General features: G+C 64.7%; 16 protein-coding genes and 1 riboswitch. Of the genes, 6 read left to right on the top strand and 10 right to left on the bottom strand.

Annotation, left to right across the window (positions count from 1 at the left end):
* Positions 1-52 precede the first annotated feature (52 nt).
* On the bottom strand, positions 53-1,243 hold the full coding sequence (locus RhoFasB10_RS12830; protein WP_167676666.1) for an ATP-binding protein: 1,191 nt from the start codon (positions 1,241-1,243) through the stop codon (positions 53-55).
* A gap of 388 nt (positions 1,244-1,631) precedes the next feature.
* On the opposite strand from RhoFasB10_RS12830, the gene RhoFasB10_RS12825 reads away from it, so the two are divergent.
* Positions 1,632-2,003, top strand: coding sequence for an alpha-isopropylmalate synthase regulatory domain-containing protein (locus RhoFasB10_RS12825; protein WP_240931065.1), 372 nt, complete (start codon positions 1,632-1,634; stop codon positions 2,001-2,003).
* Between the two features lie 48 nt (positions 2,004-2,051).
* Here the strand turns inward: RhoFasB10_RS12825 and RhoFasB10_RS12820 are convergent, their stop codons facing one another.
* Positions 2,052-2,528, bottom strand: a complete 477-nt coding sequence (locus tag RhoFasB10_RS12820) for a hypothetical protein (RefSeq protein ID WP_068430897.1) — start codon at positions 2,526-2,528, stop codon at positions 2,052-2,054.
* A 70-nt stretch (positions 2,529-2,598) separates the two neighbouring features.
* On the opposite strand from RhoFasB10_RS12820, the gene RhoFasB10_RS12815 reads away from it, so the two are divergent.
* Complete coding sequence (locus RhoFasB10_RS12815) at positions 2,599-3,519, top strand: alpha/beta fold hydrolase (protein ID WP_068430894.1); 921 nt, start codon at positions 2,599-2,601, stop codon at positions 3,517-3,519.
* On the opposite strand, the gene RhoFasB10_RS12810 is transcribed toward RhoFasB10_RS12815, so the two are convergent.
* The 4 genes from RhoFasB10_RS12810 to RhoFasB10_RS12795 all read right to left on the bottom strand — a co-directional run bounded on the left by RhoFasB10_RS12810 (position 3,483) and on the right by RhoFasB10_RS12795 (position 8,152).
* The gene (locus tag RhoFasB10_RS12810; RefSeq protein WP_167676662.1) at positions 3,483-4,754 is read right to left on the bottom strand and encodes an LLM class flavin-dependent oxidoreductase; all 1,272 of its coding nucleotides are present in this window, start codon (positions 4,752-4,754) and stop codon (positions 3,483-3,485) included. The genes RhoFasB10_RS12815 and RhoFasB10_RS12810 overlap by 37 nt on opposite strands.
* 3 nt (positions 4,755-4,757) lie before the next feature.
* Positions 4,758-5,513, bottom strand: a complete 756-nt coding sequence (locus tag RhoFasB10_RS12805) for a 3-oxoacyl-ACP reductase (RefSeq protein ID WP_068431080.1) — start codon at positions 5,511-5,513, stop codon at positions 4,758-4,760.
* Between the two features lie 31 nt (positions 5,514-5,544).
* Positions 5,545-5,640, bottom strand: a riboswitch (TPP riboswitch).
* Positions 5,641-5,708: 68 nt separating this feature from the next.
* Positions 5,709-6,995, bottom strand: a complete 1,287-nt coding sequence (locus RhoFasB10_RS12800) for an alpha-amylase family glycosyl hydrolase (RefSeq protein ID WP_167676660.1) — start codon at positions 6,993-6,995, stop codon at positions 5,709-5,711.
* Positions 6,992-8,152 carry an alpha-hydroxy-acid oxidizing protein gene (locus tag RhoFasB10_RS12795; protein ID WP_167676658.1) on the bottom strand — a complete coding sequence of 387 codons (1,161 nt, stop codon included), beginning with the start codon at positions 8,150-8,152 and terminating at the stop codon, positions 6,992-6,994. Before RhoFasB10_RS12795 ends, RhoFasB10_RS12800 begins: the two co-directional genes overlap by 4 nt.
* Positions 8,153-8,288: 136 nt before the next feature.
* Between RhoFasB10_RS12795 and RhoFasB10_RS12790 the strand changes: the two genes are divergently transcribed.
* The 3 genes from RhoFasB10_RS12790 (at position 8,289) to RhoFasB10_RS12780 (ending at position 13,944) form a co-directional block, all read left to right on the top strand.
* Positions 8,289-8,684: a VOC family protein gene (locus RhoFasB10_RS12790; protein ID WP_068430881.1), complete on the top strand. Its 396-nt coding sequence runs from the start codon at positions 8,289-8,291 to the stop codon at positions 8,682-8,684.
* A gap of 71 nt (positions 8,685-8,755) precedes the next feature.
* Entirely contained in the window at positions 8,756-10,666 is a 1,911-nt protein-coding gene (locus RhoFasB10_RS12785; RefSeq protein ID WP_346764387.1) for a helicase-related protein, read from the top strand.
* Positions 10,667-10,686: 20 nt separating this feature from the next.
* The gene (locus RhoFasB10_RS12780; protein ID WP_167676654.1) at positions 10,687-13,944 is read left to right on the top strand and encodes a BTAD domain-containing putative transcriptional regulator; all 3,258 of its coding nucleotides are present in this window, start codon (positions 10,687-10,689) and stop codon (positions 13,942-13,944) included.
* Here the strand turns inward: RhoFasB10_RS12780 and RhoFasB10_RS12775 are convergent.
* The 3 genes from RhoFasB10_RS12775 to RhoFasB10_RS12765 form a co-directional block, all read right to left on the bottom strand.
* Complete coding sequence (locus RhoFasB10_RS12775) at positions 13,910-14,593, bottom strand: hypothetical protein (protein ID WP_068430872.1); 684 nt, start codon at positions 14,591-14,593, stop codon at positions 13,910-13,912. The two genes, RhoFasB10_RS12780 and RhoFasB10_RS12775, sit on opposite strands and share 35 nt — an antisense overlap.
* 71 nt (positions 14,594-14,664) lie before the next feature.
* Entirely contained in the window at positions 14,665-15,150 is a 486-nt protein-coding gene (locus tag RhoFasB10_RS12770; protein ID WP_167676650.1) for a helix-turn-helix domain-containing protein, read from the bottom strand.
* Complete coding sequence (locus RhoFasB10_RS12765; protein ID WP_167676648.1) at positions 15,147-16,247, bottom strand: serine hydrolase; 1,101 nt, start codon at positions 16,245-16,247, stop codon at positions 15,147-15,149. The genes RhoFasB10_RS12770 and RhoFasB10_RS12765 overlap by 4 nt, the downstream gene beginning before the upstream one ends.
* Positions 16,248-16,789: 542 nt before the next feature.
* Between RhoFasB10_RS12765 and RhoFasB10_RS12760 the strand changes: the two genes are divergently transcribed.
* Positions 16,790-17,533, top strand: coding sequence for a GTP pyrophosphokinase family protein (locus tag RhoFasB10_RS12760; protein WP_167676646.1), 744 nt, complete (start codon positions 16,790-16,792; stop codon positions 17,531-17,533).
* On the opposite strand, the gene RhoFasB10_RS12755 is transcribed toward RhoFasB10_RS12760, so the two are convergent.
* Positions 17,530-18,378 (bottom strand): DUF72 domain-containing protein, encoded by an 849-nt coding sequence (locus RhoFasB10_RS12755; protein ID WP_167676644.1) that lies wholly within the window; start codon positions 18,376-18,378, stop codon positions 17,530-17,532. The two genes, RhoFasB10_RS12760 and RhoFasB10_RS12755, sit on opposite strands and share 4 nt — an antisense overlap.
* Between the last annotated feature and the right edge of the window lie 5 nt (positions 18,379-18,383).

The following is an 18,383-nucleotide window of genomic DNA, read 5'->3' as shown; positions in this document are numbered from 1 at the left end:
CGCGCGAATGTATAGGGGGCTATACATTCGCGCGCACGTGCAGCGAAGCTGCCTATTCGTCCGTCTGCGCCCTCAGGTACCGCCCGAAGTGGGGGACCGTGAAGGCGATCGTTCCGCGCTCTGCCGAGTAGATCAGGCCCTTCTTGATCAGCCCGTCGCGCGCGGGGGACAACGACGCAGGTTTGCGCTTCAGCTCCGTCGCGACCGCAGCCGTCGGCACCGACGCGTCCTCCTCCGACAGGTCCGCCATCGCGCGCATGTACTCGCGTTCGGCGGGCGTCGCCCGTTCGTACCGTGAGCCGAAGAATCCGACGGCGAGTTCCTCCTCGGCCGTCGGCGCTGCGACACGCACGTCTTCCGCGGTGATCGGTGTTTCGGGCGCGAGATCCCACGTCGCTTTGCCGTACGCCTGCACGAAATACGGGTAGCCGTCGGCAGCCTCGTAGAGCGCATCGAGTGCCTCGGTGGTGAACTCGACGTCCTCGCGGTCGGCGGGCGCGATCAGCGCGAGATCGGCTGCCTTGCGTTCGAGCCGTCCGATGCGGTGGTAACTGAACAGTCGTTCCGAATAGCTCTTCGACGCGGACAGCACGGCAGGCAGATGCGGCAACCCGGCTCCGACGATGATCAGCGGGGCCGCGTCCTGACTGAGCTCGTGGCACGCCGCGCACAACGCCGAGATGTCGGCCGGGCCGAGGTCCTGCATCTCGTCGATGAAGATCGCGATGCCGACCCCGACGTCCCCCGCCAGCGTGGACGCGTCGAGCAGCAGTTCGACGAGGTCGATCTCGATGTCACCGGAATCGGCACGACCCGTCTTCGCCGGCACGTCGATGCCGGGCTGCCACCGCTCGCGCATGCCCTTGCCCGCCGACGCGCGCAACGCGAAAGCCTTGAGCACACCGAGGAATTCGTCGACGCGTTCCGGATCCCGATGCGACGCCGCGATGCCGCGCACCGCCATGTGCAGCGCCGACGACAACGGTCGTCGAAGCTCCTGATCCGGTCTCGCCTCGATCTTTCCCGTGCCCCACCCCCGCGCGACGGCCGCTGATCGGAGCTGGTTCAGCAACACCGTCTTCCCGACGCCACGCAACCCCGTCAGTACGACGCTGCGTTCCGGCCTGCCGCGGGTGATGCGTTCGAGTACGACGTCGAAGGCGTCGAGCTGCTTGGTCCGACCTGCAAGCTCGGGCGGCCGCTGGCCTGCGCCGGGAGCGTAAGGGTTACGCACGGGGTCCATGGGGTCAAAGTAACAACACGACTAAGCGTTTATGCGGACATCTAGACCGTGTCCTAGAGAACGCTATCGACGGCAATGGAGTCTCTCGGTGACTATCGAGCTGTCTATCGCCGACCGTAGAGTGCGTTAGATCGGAAAATAGTAGTTGCATCGCCTTCCGAACCAGGTCTAGATTGGCGTTCGTGAAGAACATTCTCGTAGTACGCCGCCGTAGCGGGGTCTGATTCGGACCGACCCCTCGCTGCGGGTCAACGTGCTACCTCGGTCCTTCCTTCACATTTCGAGGACCACCATCATGAAGGCTCTCACCGCTCTTTCGTCGCCAGACTGCTTCGCCGCTCGTTACGGAACCCCTCTCCCGCGCGACCTTCGAACTCAGGCACAGGACATGAACTGGACTACTTTCAGCCAGACCTTCACGTCGACCGACGGCCCGATCCGACTCGGCAGTTGGGAAGCCAATGCCGCACGGGGTGGCCGAACGACGTTCGACGCCACCTTCGGTATCGGAGATGCCATCCACACCGCGTCGGCGACGACGTACGGGCCGATCGACGCATTGACGTCCATGCTCTACGACCTCGGCTGTCACGTCGAGATACTCGAATTCCACCAGCAGACACTCACCGAAGGATCGACGGCCACGTTCGTCGCGTTCGAGTGCGACGGTCACCGCGAGTGGTCGATGGCAATCGAGGCCGACGCATCGCTGTCGTCGGTTCGGGCCGTCATCGGTGCGGCGAACATGCTTCACCTGTAGGAGGCTCTATCGGTATCTAGCCCAAAAGCTAGATAGCGATAGAAGTGCCTATGGCATCTCCATGGTCTGCGCGCGCTGCACCTCTGCGACCGCGCGGCGGATGTAGAGCTTGCCCGACGCCTTCCGCCTGACCAGCAGATCTGCCATCAGCAGCACTGCATGTTCGGGCCTCGGACGGGGGCGGCGCTCTTCGGTGTCGGCGACGCCCAACGCGCCGGTGAGCACCTCGACGAAGCCGTCGACGTCGACGCTCGGGTTCCATTCCGCCGCGCTGCGGACCGTCCGCGTGAGGGCGTCCTGGACGTCCTCGCCGGTCAGACCGTCGGGATGTAACTCCTCCAGCAACGACCTGACCATCTCCGCATGAATCAGTCCGAGCTGGGCGGGATCCTCGGACGTCAGCGTCTCGATCGCGTCGGCGAACTGTTCGACGGATCGTGCCGTCGCGGCAGCGATCGCGTCGTCGGTTGCCGCCGCGATGGTGCGTGCGGTCAGGGGCCAGTCGTGCGGCCAGTCGGAAGTCACGCGCAGATCATGGCAGGCCGCACCGACAAACTTTGTACATGTAACCGGCGTTCATATTAAGTTGGTTCGTATGACTACCAAACGCGTCGTCGTCAACGAAGGAATGCGGCTCGCGGTGTTCGAGACCGGCAACCCGGACGGCGAACCGATCGTCCTGGTGCACGGCTGGCCGGATACCCACGACCTGTGGAGTCACATCGTTCCGCTACTGGCCGACGAGTTCCGCGTCATCAGTTACGACACCCGCGGCGCAGGGGAGAGCACGGTCCCCGAGGAGCAGTCCGCATATCGCCTGAGCAACCTGGCGAGCGACTTCTACGCGGTGATCGACGCGGTCAGCCCCGATCGACCGGTCCACGTGCTCGCGCACGACTGGGGGGCCGTCGAAGTATGGGAGGCGGCAGGCGAGCCTCGCGCGGTAGACCGGATCGCGTCGTACACGTCGGTGTCGGGGCCCAACCTCGATCATCTCGCCCAGTGGTCGCGGTCCCGACTGCGAAAGCCGACGTGGACAGGCATCAAGCAGGTGCTCGCACAGACCCGCGCCTCGTGGTACACGGTCACGTTCCACATTCCGGGGCTGTCGACGTTCCGCATCAAGCGACAGTTCGCGAAGGGATGGCCCGCGTTCCTACAGGAGTTCTCGGACGTCGATCCCGCACTGGTGACCCAGAATTCGACGCTGTGGTCCGACGCGGTGAACGGCACGAACCGCTACCGCGCCAACATCGTCCCCCGGTTGACCCAGCCAAGGCAGCGTCACATCGACGTGCCCGTGCAGTTGATCGTGAACACCGAGGACGTCGCGGTTCGGCCGTTCCACTACGACGACACCGAGAAGTGGGTGAAGAACCTGACGCGCAGCGAAATTCGCGCCGGGCATTGGTCACCCATCTCCCATGCGTCGGAGATCGCGGAGTTGACGAAAAGCTTTGCGGCTTCGCCACCCGTGCGTCAGCGCAGGTTCTCCCGCAACGTGGACCCGGCATAGTCGCGACGAAAGACGCCGCGTGCCTGCAGGATCGGAACGACGTGGTCGACGAACTCGGTGAGGCCGTGGGGATAGAGCGGCGGCATCAGGTTGAAGCCGTCGGCGGCGCCTGCCTGCACCCAGGCCTCGATCTCGTCGGCGATAGACTCGGGCGTACCGATCATCGTCGCATGTCCACCGCCCGCCGCGAGGGTGCCGAGTAGTTCGCGGACCGTCGGCGCATCCTTCTCGACGATGCGCAGGATCGTGTCGTACCTACCGTGCGGACCGGTGAACTCCTCGAGCGGCGGCAGTGACGGTACGGGTGCGTCGAGTTCCCAGGTAGTGCAATCCTGTTCGACGAACATGCTCAACTGACGCAGCGACTGTTCGACGGGGAGTAGCGCGTCCAGTTCTGCTTTCTTCGCTCTCGCCTCGTCCATCGTCGATCCCACGTACGTGACGAGCCCCGGCATGATCCCGACCGCCGACGCGTCCCTGCCTGCCTCCGCGATCCGCTGTTTGACGTCGGCGTAGTACCGAGATCCGGACGAGATGTCGTACGCCACCGCATAAATGGCCTCGGCGTACCGGGCCGCGAGATCACGACCCTGCCCCGACGCGCCCGCCTGGAACAGCACCGGCCTACCTTGCGGCGATCGTGGAACCGTCAGCGGACCGTCGACGCGGAAGTGCTTGCCGTCATGGTCGATCCGATGCACCTTCGCTGGATCCGCATACATTCCACCGCGGTCGAGAACGAGCGCGTCGGCGTCCCACGTGTCCCACAATGCCAGTGCGACGTCGACGAACTCCTCGGCTCGTTCGTAACGCTCTTTCCTGCCGGGGATTTCGTCGAAACCGTGGTTCCGTGCTTCGGCGTCGAACATCGAGGTGACGACATTCCATCCGGCTCGGCCGCCACTGATGTGATCCAGCGACGCCAGCATCCTGGCGGCGTGAAACGGAGTGTAGAACGTCGTCGACACCGTCGTCACGAGTCCGATGTGCGTCGTCGCCCGCGCCATGGCCGACAGAGCCGTGATCGGTTCCAGGAACCAGGTTCCGGCGCCTGCGGGGTCGCGTACCGAATGGCCGTCGGCGAAGAAGACTGCGTCGAGCTTGCCGCGTTCGGCGATCTGCGCCAGTTCCTCGTAGTACGCGATGTCACCGAGGTCTTCGACCCGCGAATCCGGGTGGCGCCAGGCAGCGCTGTGGTGACCGCAACCGAACAGAAAGGCATTCAAATGCAGCATGATTCAGCCCTTGACGAGACCGCCGTCGACGACGAGGTTCTGCCCGGTCACCGAGCGTGACCACGGAGACGCGAAGAACAGGAGTGCGTCGGCGAATTCTTCGGGCGTGACGACGCGCTGCAGTGGGGTCGACGAGGCGATTAGGTCGAACACTTCGTCGGGTGTCGCGGCGCTGGCGTCCGTCGTGCGCAGCAGCCCGCCGGAGACCATGTTGACCGTGATGCCATCAGCGCCGAGATCGGTTGCGAGAGTGCGTGTCAGAGACAGCAGCGCAGCTTTCGATGCCGTGTAGTCGTGGTACGGGACCACCGGGTTCTGGAACAAGTTGGTGCCGACGTTCACGATCCGGCCGAAGCCTGCGGCGCGCATGCCCGGGATCGCGCGCTGCGTCGTCGTCAAAGCACCTTTAACGGCCCCACGGAATTGAGAATCGAACTGTTCCCACTCGATCGAATCGGCCTTGCTGCGCGCGTCACCGTCGAACGAGAAGTCCGCGAGCGCATTGTTAACGACCGTCGTGATCGGCGTGCCGAAGTGCTTCTCGGCCGCGGCGAACAGCGCATCCACCTGGTCCGCATCGGTGACGTCCGCCTGTACCGCAACGCCACCGATCTCGGTGGCCAGCTTCTCGGCTGCCTCCTGGCTGCGTCGATAGTTGACGACGACACGTGCACCGTGCGCCGCGAAGGCCCGCGCGATCGCGGACCCGAGACCGCGGCCGGCACCGGTGACCAGAACCGTTTGCTCGTCCAACTTCATTGAATGCGCCTCTCACTCGAAGGCACAGCTCAGACATAGTCATAGACATCCCTACGCTGGTGCTGGCCAGATCAGGTTCGACGGGTGTGTTCTCAGCCGCCGTGCAGCGGCACCCCGTGTCGATTGCCGAGTGTAGCCGTATCGCCTGTATATCTTTTTCTAGCTTGAGAACTAGAAAACGATATACAGCCCGATTCAGCCGAGAACCACCCATCCGTGCGGTGGCACGGTGACGTGTCCGCCCTGCACCGCGGCCTGGCCGGCCAACACGGGTCCGCTCAACCGGCACTCGACGCTGTCGTCGCCGAGATTGAGGACCACGTGGATCCGTTCCTCGCCCGCTGACGCGCGGTACGCCAGCGCGGTGTTGGTCAGCTCGACGACCTCCGTCCGTGCCGTGTGCAGCCACGAGTTCCGCCTCCGCAGGCCGATCAACTCCTGGTGCAGATGGAAGATCGGCCACCCGTACGGGGCGAGATCATCCTTGTTCGCGGGGAATTCGGGGCGAACCTCGTCGTCCCCGCCGACGCGCTCCTCCTTGGTGCCGCGAAAACCCTGCTCGTCGCCGTAGTAGATGGTCGGCGTCCCCGCGACGGTGAACAGGACGACGAGGGCGTGCGCGAGGTGCCGTTCGTCCGTGATGGTGCTGGCGATGCGATTGACGTCGTGGTTACCGACGAACGTGGCGGGAACGAACGCGTCGAGCCACTCGTTGTGTCGGCCCAGCGCATGAGACAGCTCGAAGAAGTTCTTCTCGGAGATCGCGCTCCAGATCGCCTTCCACAGCTCGTACTGTGTCACCGAGTCGAGTTCGCTGTCCGCTGCGATGCGGCCGTAGTCACCGTGAATGACCTCACCCAGGAAGTAGGCATCCGGAAAGGACTGGCGCACACGGGGTACGACCGATGCCCAGAACGACGTCGGAACCGCGTAGGCCGCGTCCAGACGCCAGCCGTCGGCGCCGCGACTCAGCCAGTGCGACATGACGTCGACCACGTACTGCCGGACGTCCTCGTTGTCGTGGTTCAGCGTCACCAGTTCGTCGTGGCCCTCGAAGTTGCGGTGCCGACCGGAGGAGTCGAGGTGAAACCAGGACGCGGCGTCCGCGTCACCGGCAAGCGCTTCCTGAAATCGTGGAAAATATTGCCCCACATGATTGAACACACCATCGAGCAATACCCGCATTCCGCGGTCGTGTGCGGCCTCGATCAGCGCGTCGACGTCCTCGGCGGTGCCGAGTCGTTCGTCGACGCGGAAATGATCGACCGTCTCGTATCCATGGCCCTCCGAGGCGAAGATGGGCCCCAGGGCGATTCCCGACGCTCCGAGTTCGACTGCGTAATCGAGCCATTCGACGATGCCACGCAGCTTGTGTTCGTCCGCCGACGACGATCCGTCCCAATTCCGAACGGGCGCACCGACGAAGCCGAGCGGATACACCTGCCACCAGATCGCGTGCTGGACCCACGCCGGAGCGGTCACGCTCGGATCACCGACTCACGGCCGAGCTCCGACGCACCGGTGTGGCCGGACAGACTGGTGACGAGATCGAATTCCGCAAGGATACAACGTAGTACATGTTCGACGCCTGCTTGGCCCGCGAGCGCCAGACCGTACAGGAACGGCCTGCCGAGAAGGACTGCATCGGCGCCGAGCGCCAGAGCCTTCGCCATGTCGGCGCCGGTGCGTACACCGGAGTCGAACAGCACCGTCAGTCGATCGCCCACTGCGTCGACGATCTCGGGTAGTGCGTCCAACGATGCACGTGCACCGTCGATCTGGCGTCCGCCATGGTTCGACACGACGATACCGTCGACGCCGTGTTCCAGCGCGGAGCGTGCATCGCCGACGGTGCAGATTCCCTTCAGCACGATCGGGCCGTCCCAGTGCTGACGCAGGAACGCCAGCTGCGACCAGTTCAGGCCAGGATTCGGGAACATTTGCGCCCAATGCATCGCGGCAGCAATGGGATTGGCGTCGACCGGCTGTTCGAGGCCCGCTCGGAACGCCGGATCCGACAGGTAATTCTCGATACCGAGATTCGCCAGGAAGGGGAGATAACCACGGTCGAGGTCGGCGGGTCGCCAGCCGAGAAGGGTTGTGTCGAGAGTCAGGACGAGCGTCGTGAAGCCGGTGCCCCGTGCCCGTCCGAGGAAGCTCAGCAACACCGATTCATCGGTGGGCCAATACAACTGGTACCAGCGGGGCGCGTCGCCGCCCGCTTCGGCGACCTGCTCGAACGAGTGTGACGCCTGCGTCGAGTGAATGTAGGGCACGCCGAGGGTTGCGGCCGCGCGCACCGTCGCGAGTTCACCGTCGGGATGCGCGAGGGTCTGGATCCCGACGGGCGCAATCATCAGCGGCGCGGGCAGTGCGGTGCCGAGGATCGTCGTCGCGTGGTCGCGTTCGGCGGCGCTCCGCAACATGCGCGGTGCGATGCGCCAGGCGTCGAACGCATCGCGGTTCGCGCGCGCCGTCGAACCGCTGCCCGCGCTGGCGACGATGTAGCCAAGGGCCTCGGGCGTCAGCGTGGCCGCGGCCTGCTCTTCGAGCGTCGCGAGATTGGTCGTGATCTCCGGCCTCGTATCGGTGAACATCCCCTGGGCGTAGATGCCGATCTGGTGGTCGCTGAAGTTCATGTTTCACACCGTAATAGGAGCGCGCAACCTCACCTGCCCTGTCGGGCGGTTTCACCCTCATCTGCCGGTGCGGACGCGGTCTCGGTCATAGCGTGAACACGCCTATGTACGACGTCGATCGAAGGGCCCGAGCATCATGACCGAGTTCCCAGGACTCGCCCACGTGGCGATCACCGTCTCCGACCTGGCCGCCAGTACCGCGTGGTACTCGCGACTGTTCGGCTCCGATCCGGTCCTCGACGAGGACGAAGAATCCGGCACCTTTCACCACACGGTGTTCGCCATCGGCGGCGGCATGCTGTTCGGCCTGCACACCCATCCCGGCCACGCCACCGGGGATCCGTTCGACGAGCACCACATCGGACTCGACCACGTCGGCTTCGGATGTACCCAGGATCAGCTGCAGGAATGGCCGGCGAGGCTCGACGAGCTGGGCATCACCCACTCCGGCATCAAGAACGCCCACTACGGCTCCGGTATCTCCTTCCGCGATCCCGACAACATCGCATTGGAATTCTTCGCACCTGCCTGATAAGGGTCATTCCTGCAGGCTCCACTCCCGCCTGATCGGAGGTGTCGGACGGGTGCTCTACGGTGTTTGCCGTGCCACCTCGCAGACGCAAGCCCGCCTCCACCACCGCCCGTACCGTCGGCGCGGGGAAGAGCGCTGCAGCGCGCAAGTTCAAGCAGGCGAGCGGCACGTCGACCGCGAAGAAGAAGGCCGCGCCGAGGAAGCGGGCCGTCCGTAAGACGGTCTCACCCGACCTTCGGCTCCCGGATCCCGGCGAGCGCGTCTGGGTCCTCGACGTCCCGTTCGAGGACCGGTCCCTCGCGTCGGCGTCGGGCGCCCGTTGGTACCCGGGCCCGCGAGTGTTCGCGTACTACGGAACCGAGCTACCCGACGCCTTGGCCTCGTTCGAGTCGATGCCCTACAGCCTGCAGCGGTGGGTGGAGGACGACGCGAACGAGACGTGGCGCGACGAGGTCGTGCACGAGCGTTCCATGAAGCCGCGCGAGACGCAGCTCGAATCGGTACGACGGCATCTCGACGCTCTCGACAACGGGCTCCCGTACTTCGCACAGATGGATTCGACGGGTCTCGGTAAGACGCTCGCCGTGTGCGAGGCCGTCCGGCAGATGGACGATCCTGCGATCTCCACGGTTCTCGTCGTCGCCCCGAAGGGTGCGCTTCCCGGGTGGCGACGCACCATCGCCGACACCGAGGCCGACCTCGACCCGGCTGACCGGAAGCGGTGGCTTCTCGTCACCTACCAGTCGACGAAGAAGCTGCTGACGGTGCCCGAGGACACCGACCTGGGCAAACGCAAGAAAACACAGAACAAGCGGACCATCGCGCTCGGCGAACTGCGCTTCGACATCGACGTCGTCATCGCCGACGAGTCCCACGCGTTGATGAACATCGAATCGCAGCAGTCGCAGATCATCTGGCGCTATCAGGAAGCTGCGCGCGCAGTGGTCTGGATGTCCGCAACCCCGGGTTATCAGCCGATGCACTTCGCGTACATGGCCCGGGCCATCGAACAGAGCCGCGGCAACGAGCCCATCGTCGACGACGACTCGCTGGGATACGCCGTCACCACCCAGTGGGCCACGTTCCTCGAGAACGCCGGATTCGCACTGAAAGAGGGCAAGGCGGGCGGCCTCAAGTCGTGGCGGTGGGAGCCCGAAGACGCTGCCCGACGCGACCGCGACATCTCGACCATTCATCGGTGGCTCGCGGGCGGTGCGGTGCCGTGGTCCATTTCGCGGCCGTCCCCTCCGACGCCGCGTGAACCCCTCGGGCAGGAACTGACGGCTGCGCAGAAGCGTCTCTACAACTCCGCGTGGGTCGACTACCGCAAGGAACTGGGTCTGCCGCTGTGGAAGTCCGTCGGTGGCAAGCGGGTTCTGCAGAAGAATCCCAGCACGCGAGCAGCGACCTTGCGGTTCCGGCAGAAGTGTTCGTACCTGCGGATTCCGGCGTCGGCAGACCAGGTCCGGTCGTGGGTCCGCGAGGGCAATCAGGTGTTCGTGTCGATGTTCTATCGCGAATCGGTGGCTGCTCTCGCCGAGACCCTGCGCGACGAGGGGCTCGACGTCGCGGTCGTCGACGGCAGCATGAGCAGTGCGAATCAGGAGATCGAGATCCGACGCTTCCAGACCGGTGCGGCGCGCGTGATCATCTCGACCACGACCAGTGCCATCAACCTGCACGCGGGCGAACTCTTGTTGCCGGAGCGGACCGTGTCGACCGCGGCGCCCCGCGTCACGCTGATCCACGACCCGCGCTGGACTCCCATCGACATCCGTCAGATCGAGGGACGCGCCAACCGCATCGACAAGGACCACAACCACACGACGTCGACCTGCTACTACGGCTTCGCCGAGGGCACGGTCGAGGAAGAAATGGTGCTGACGGGCATCGAGCGCATCGCGGATCTGGGGTCGATCGTCGGTCAAGCGGACCTGATCGATCCGGAGGCGTTTCTTGCAGCGAGAGCTTCACCCGCGTAGCGATTAGTCTGCGAGACACCATGAGTACCTCGCACCCGTTGTCGATTCACGTGCTCGGCCCGTTGCGTGCGCTACGGGACGGCAATGTCGTCGACCTCGCCGGCCCCGGCCGTCGCGCCGTCCTGACGCGACTGGCCCTGGCGAAGGGTGCCGTCGTGTCGACCGATCTGTTGATCGAGGACCTGTGGTCCGGCGAACCGCCACCGAAAGCACTGGCTGCGCTGCAGGTCCACGTCTCCAATCTCCGACGGGTACTCGAACCAGAACGCTTACCGCGCACGCCCGCGACGATTCTGATCAGCTCGTCTCCCGGGTACGCGCTGAACCTTCCAGCCCACGCCGTCGACGCCTGGCACTTCGAGTCACTCCTGACGGACGCCCTGCGCATCACAGCCCACGACGAGCGGCTCGCGATTCTCGACACTGCACTCGGCGTGTGGGCGGGGCGGCCCTACCAGGAAGTGGCCGACACCTCCTGGGCTGCACCCGAAATCGCACGTCTCGACGAACTGCACCGCACTACGGTCGAAGAACGCGCACGCACGTTGCTCGAACTGGGCGAACCGCCGACCGCTGTCATCACCGCCTTGATTCACCACGTCGCGGAGAACCCCGGACGTGAACGTCCGGCGCACCTGCTCGCCCTCGCCCAGTATCGAGCAGGCCGGCAGGGAGACGCGCTCGACACCATCGGTCGTGCACGCACGTACCTCGCGAACGAACTCGGCATCGACCCAGGCTCCGAACTGCGCACCCTCGAAGCCGACATACTCGCGCAGAGCCCACATCTCGAGGCGCCGCGACGCGTCGACGCACCGGCGTTACGCCCGAAAACACCTGCTGCGCAGCGTCGAATCAACTGCCGACCCGACGAGACGGAGACGGTGCTGACCATCGCGACGACGGTCGCCGCAGGCCAGGTCGAAGTCGTGTGGGTGGGTGGCGAGCCGGGACAGGGGAAAACGACGTTGGCGTCGAACGTCGTCGAACAACTGCGGTCCGACGGATGGGCGACGGCGTGGGGTCGCTGTCGGGAGGTCGACGGCACTCCGCCGGGATGGCCGTGGGCGGACATCGCGGCCGCACTGTCGCAGCAGTTCCCCATGCCGTCGACCATCGAGAAACAACTACTGCCCCTGATGTCGAACGTCGAATCCATTGCGGTCGAGCCGTTCTGGCTGTCCAAGACTCTCGCCGACTACCTCGCACTCGTCGCCGACAACAGTCCTGTCGCAGTGATTCTCGACGACTGTCACCGTGCCGACGAGCTGACGATGCAGACTCTACGACACCTGCTCGCCGCGCTCGCCTCGGTGAAAGTGCTTGTCGTGGCAACGTTTCGGTCGTCCGAGGTCTCGGCCGAACTGGACACGACCTGGGCTGCGACGGCCGGTGCGGGATCGACGAAGATCCACCTGACCGGGCTCTCCGCGGCCGGCGTCGCCGAGGTGGCGCGTCACTCCGGGTACACCGAGGCGAACCCCGATGTACTCCAGATTCTTTCGGAACGCACGGATGGAAACCCGTTGTTCGTACGGGAATTCGCTCGTCTCATCCTGTCCGAGGGCTCCGACGTCGCACTGTCCGCCGTGCCCGACACCATCGGTGACGTACTGAGGCGTCGAATCACCCGGTTGCCGGGCGAGAGCGTCACGACGCTGCGACGCGCATCCGTATTGGGTCGCGACGTCGACCTCGGAGTGCTCGCATCGATGGGCGAACGATCCGAAGACGCGCTTCTCGACGCGCTCGAACCTGCCGTTCTCGCAGGTCTTCTGATCGAACCATCGCCCGATCGCCTCCGCTTCACGCACGCGCTCGTCCGCGACACCCTCTACGGCGAGCTACCGCTGATGCGTCGCACACGCTTGCACGGCGCGACTCTGCGTGTGCTCGCCGATCGCACACCGAACGATCATGCCGCGCTGGCACACCATGCAATTCTGTCGGCCACCCCGTCGACGGCCATGGACGTTCTGCCGTACGCCGTCGACGCAGCCCGCAGGTACGAATCGCTCGGCTCACACCGAGAGGCACTGGCGCTGTGGCGCTCCGCGGCCACATTGCACGCTCAGGCCGTCGACGCATCCCCGTCGTCGCTTCTCGAAGTTCTCGCTCCACTCGTCGGATCGCTCGCACGGGCAGGGGACACCACGACCGCACGCACCGAACGGCAACGCGCCATCGACATCGCGTCGGGCATCGGGCGTCCGGAACTGATTGCGGCGCTGACGTCGTGGAACGCACCGGTGGTCTGGTCGATCCGGTCGGAGGTCGACATCGATCGAGCGGTCGTCGACCACATCGAAAGTGCTTTGGATACAGACGATCTTGCCCCGCGAGATCGTGCGTTGCTCCTGGTCGCGTTGGTGTTCGAGATCGAAGGCGACGACACGGACGAGACCATCGCCGCGGCCACGGAAGCCGTCGATCTCGCCCGTGCAACCGGCGATTCCGCGGTGCTGTGCCGCGCCCTGAATGCGTTGGGTTACATCGCACTCGGACCGGATCTCGCGGATCGGCTACCTTCTATCGCGGACGAATTGCTCACCGCCGCGGACGGTGACGCGGCTTTCACTTCCCTCGCCTACTATTACGCCTTCTTGGCTCACTGCGCGGCAACCGAACTCGACGCTGCCGAGTCGAGTGCAGCCGCGGCGATCCAGCACGCCTCGGGTCATCAGCTCGGCGAGATGCTGGGCGTGCTGCAGATCTACGAAGCCGCGTCGAAGATCATGGTCGGCAACACCGACGCCGCGCTGGCCGAATATGCCGCCATCGCCGAACACATGGTGGCAGGCGGAAACGCCGTCGCCTATTTCATTGCAATGATCGGAAGACTCGGCGTCGCAACATATCTCGACGATCTGTCGCCGATGGTGGACGAGCTGAGCGCTGTCGAGTCGATGCGGCCGCACAGCCTACGACTGCCGCTGATCGTCGCACTGTTGGACCGCGGCGACGTCGAACAGGCCCGTCAGCTCTGGTCCGACGCACGACCGTACCCACGGGACTACTACTGGCTAGGCATGACGACGTATTCCGCGCACGCGGCCGCGCGGCTCGGCGATATCGACGCGTCACGTCGAATTCACGACGAACTGTTGCCGTTCGCGGGTCGAATCGGGGGTCTGAACTCGGGCGCGTTCTACGCAGGACCCGTCGACTTCGCCTTGGCGGCAACGGCAAAACTCCTCGGCGACACTACTGCCGCCGAGGAGTTCGAACGTTCCGGAGATCGACTCATCGAGTCACTGCGTCGACGCGGCTCTCGGTGACCGCGTCGGCGTCGATGTTCTTTCTCTTCAGCATCAGCACGCCGATCGCGGCGATGGCGAGTCCGCGCGGAATTTCGATGACCAAGCCGGTCAGCACCGGCGCCTGCGGCAGGGGCACGAACAGGACCAGAGCACCGAGGATCATGACCACGCTGATCCACACCGGCACCGCCCGTGAACGCAGCAACGAGATGCCCATGAGCAGCATGCTCGCCATGAACGCGATGCCTGCGATCATCTGCAGGCTCTGGAATGCCGGAGCGGCGAACAGCGAATCGTCGTCGGGAATGAGGAAGTGGGCCACTTCGGGTCCCTTCGCGATGGGCACGGAGACGAACGCTTCGACCGTCAGGTGCGGCAGGATCACCAGCATGCTGGAGAAGAAGTAGAGGACGAAGCCGATCAGTCCGAGCAGGCCCGCCTTCTTCGACACCCAGACGTACACCGCGGGGAGGCCGAGGAACTGTAGAAGCGTTCCGATCAGAAGGAAGTACTGCGCGTAGGGATTGAACGGTGCGCTCAGCGCTTCCACCGAGTGCGCCCAGCCACCCACCACGGGGTGGAGGGTTCCGCCGATCAGATTGAGGACGAACGCGACGATCACGGACACGCCGCTGAGCCGGTACAGGAGTGAAGGTGTGATGTTCATGTGCGGAAGGTTGGCCCAGGCCACTTGGTCGCGACTTGGTGGGCTACACGTGCGCGCGAATGTATAGAGGGCTATACATTCGCACGCACGGGTGGCGAAGCCACCTCCCCCGAAATGTCCGCCGCCGCCAACATCGAGACGAGCAGTGGCACAACCTTCCTGGCGGAGATCCGGAACTCGCCCCGCGCATGCTGCTCGACGACGCCCGCCGAGCTCAGCGCCTTCAGGTGGTGATAGACCTGCCCGGTCGATCCGAGCTCCACCGCTTCCTGCAGATTGGACGCGTTCGCCGGGCCACGCAGAAGCGCCCGCACGATCCGTAGACGGACGGGATGCCCCAGCGCGGCGAGCACCTCGGCGGTGCGCGCCACCGACAGCTCGAGAATCGCATCGGGTGAATATCCGATGGACCATTCGACGTCCCCGTACAGGTGCACGTCGCCCTGGTACGTAACCGTCCCGCCCGACGGGGCAGCGTGTGGAGGTTTGCCGCGCCCCTCCAGTTCCGCCACCCGCGCTTCGAGGCGGTCCAATCGCGCTTCGACGTCGTCACTCACACGACGCAGGCTATCCGGTCGAGAGCGTCGGACGAGCTCATGGCGTCGACGATCAAGCCCTGCTGCACGGTGAAGGTGTTCATCGCCTCTTCGTACCGATCGGCGGGCAGCCCGTCGACGAGCCATACCGCAGTCGCGACGGTGCCGTCGTCACGACGCAATTCCATTGCCTGCGTGAGGACTCCGGGGAGATTGCCTCCCTTGAAGCCGAGGCCGATCGTTCCCGCGGGCGCGGGCTGATACTCGAGGTGACGCAGCACCGTGTCGGCGCCCGGCCCGAAGCTGCCGTCGCCGAACGATCTGTACAACGCCGTCAGCTGCTCCGCCGACCCGCGCGTGAAGAACTTCTCGACGCCCGCGGCCTGCTCGTCGTACGACGGGATCTGCACCGACGCACTGACACTCTCGCGGAACGGCTGATCGAAGGCCCAACGGTTCGCCGTCTCCCAGCGGTCCCCCTCCGCGAGAGCAGGATCGAACAACGACAGGGAATCGCCGACGAGCGTCGGCACCGCGAATCCATCCCAACCACTGTCTGCCGCAGCATCTTTCACAGCATCGTCGCCGAGCCGAAATCGGAGGTAGTCCGGAACCGCATTGTCGCTCTCCTGGATCATCGCGGTGACCATGTCGTCGAGCCGGGCCGTCGCATTCAGGTCCGTGGCACTGATCCCGTCGTTCGCGATTCCGAGTCGCGTCAACGCCGCCGGATGCGCACCGCCGTCGGTCCCCGGCACGTACCAGCGCTCCCACTCCAGCAGCGGGATCTGCTCGTCGGGATCGAGATCACCGTCGGCGACCGCCTTGGCGTACGCGCTGAGATGCACCACTTTCATCGCCGACGCCAACACTTGCTCTTCGTCCGGCCGGTGCTCGACGGTTCGGCCCCTGCCGTCGTCGATCAGCAGGCTGACCGTGTCGGGTGCCTGGTCGATCGATCCGAGCCATCCCTCCTCGGTCGCGAGATCGGTCGACGTCACGGCCGCGCAGTCGTCGGACTGCGCGGAGACTTCTTCGGATTCCGCGGACGTCGACGAACACCCGCTGACGACGAGGGCCGTGGCGCAGGCTGCAGAAAGTGTCGCGATCCGTCGCATGTCTTCCCCATCTTTTCGGCAATTCCGTAATTACGAACAAGCGTATGGGGCAATTCGGACACTTGCAATGGGAACATACGTTCGAATGCGTGGTAGGCTGGCCGAGCCGTCCGGGACGCGTTCGCGGACGGTCCAGAACTACCGGCGTCACCGCACTACCGGCGTCACAGCACTACCGATGTCACAGCACTACCGATGTCACAGCACTACCGATGTCACAGCAAGGCGGTATCGAGCATGGTGGTACCCGACGAAACAGGCGGCGAATCCTTCGACGCCTCCGCGACGCTCCATCGATTGGGCGATCGATGGGCCGAGAGCGCTCCGTGCAGGTGCGCCCGCGGTCATGCCCTCGGCCCACGAACCGTGCTGGTCGGGTCGAGGGCATGCTCCTGCGGACGGGGCCACCACCGCACACACGAGTGCAGAACGTGCGGGCACGTGACGTTCACGCCCCCGCTCGGACCACGGTGCGCGGACGCGAGTTTCGACTCCCGAGGCTCCGACCAGCACCGATGACGTCGTAGTACAGAATCGATCACATGGACAGTAGTACGGACTTCGATCGTCTCCGCAGCGAATTCACGCGTTTCATGATGGCGTACAAGTTCGGGATCGACGAACTCATGACCAAGATCAACATCTTGAAGGAAGAGTTCACTCACATTCACCGCTACAGTCCGATCGAACACGTCGGGTCCCGGCTGAAGACGCCCGAGAGCATCATCACGAAGGCGCGTCGCAAGAAGTGCCCTCTGACGCTCGACGACATTCGCAACACCATCGTCGACATCGCCGGTATTCGCATCACGTGCAGTTTCATCTCGGACACGTACCGCATCGCGGACATGCTGTCGAACCAGACCGACGTCACCGTTCTGGGGGTCAAGGACTACATCGCGAACCCGAAACCGAACGGCTACAAGAGTCTTCACCTCATCGTCGAGATCCCGGTGTTCATGAGCGACCGAGTGCAACCCGTTCCCGTGGAAATCCAGATCCGCACGATCGCGATGGATTTCTGGGCGAGCCTCGAACACAAGATCTTCTACAAGTACGACGGCACCATCCCCACGCCGCTACTCGACGAGCTGACCGACGCCGCCGAGAGTGCGAACCGCCTCGACGTCACGATGGAACGTCTGCACGACGAGGTCGCCGAGATCAAGAGCGCGTCGGATCGGCAGGACGACAGCATCCACCTGAACTCGATGCCGCCGTTGGCTCTGCCGGCGGAACTGTTGAGGTCGATAGTGGACACTAGCGCTCTCTACGGCGACAGCTAGATATTCGTAGAGAGACCTACACGCTCGATCAACCGCATCGCGTCGTACGGTGCATATCCCTTCATGTCGTTGTCGAAATACGCGAAGACGTCCATCCCCGCCGAGGTCCAGGCCCTGACACGCTCCGCCCAGACGTCGAGCGCGGCGTCGTCGTACCCGCTCGCGTAGAGCTCCTTGTCGCCGTGCAGCCGGGCGTACATGAAGTTCGACGTCGGGGTCTCGACGAACGGATATCGACCGGCTGTATCCGCGACGACGAACGCGACGTCGTGCGCGCGGACCAGCTCGATCGCCTTCGCGCACGCGAAACTCTCGTGACGCACTTCGAGGGCGTAGCGGATAGGCCGGTCGACGTCGTAACCGAGAGCGACCCGATCGTCGGTCAGCTTGTCGTCACGTTTGTCCGCCAGTGCGACGGCCTCCGACATCGTTCGGGGAAGCAGCTCGAAGAAGTTCGCCAGTGTGTCTGCGTCGAACTGCAGGTTGGGTGGGAGCTGCCACAGCACGGGTCCGAGCTTGCTGCCGAGCCCCAACACACCCGTCGCGAAGAAGTTCGCGAGCGCAGCCTCTACTCCCACAAGCCTTTTCAGATGCGTGATGTAGCGGCCGCCCTTGACCGAGAACACGAAGTCCGACGGCGTCTCGTCGCGCCACTTCACGAAGCTCGTCGGCTTCTGCATGGCGTAGAACGTTCCGTTGATCTCGATCGACGTCAGCCGTTCCGACGCGTACTCCAGCTCCCGCCGATGCGCGAGGCCCTTCGGATAGAGATCCCCACGCCACGGCGCGTACGTCCACCCGGAGATGCCGATCCGGACTTCGGTCTTGGCCGAGCGTGGGGTCATGTGGA

It is taken from the genome of Rhodococcus sp. B10, from assembly GCF_011770055.1.
GTDB classification, from domain to species: domain Bacteria; phylum Actinomycetota; class Actinomycetes; order Mycobacteriales; family Mycobacteriaceae; genus Rhodococcoides; species Rhodococcoides kyotonensis_B.
Note: the sequence above shows the minus strand (reverse complement) of the source record. Positions and strands in the feature narration are given on the sequence as shown.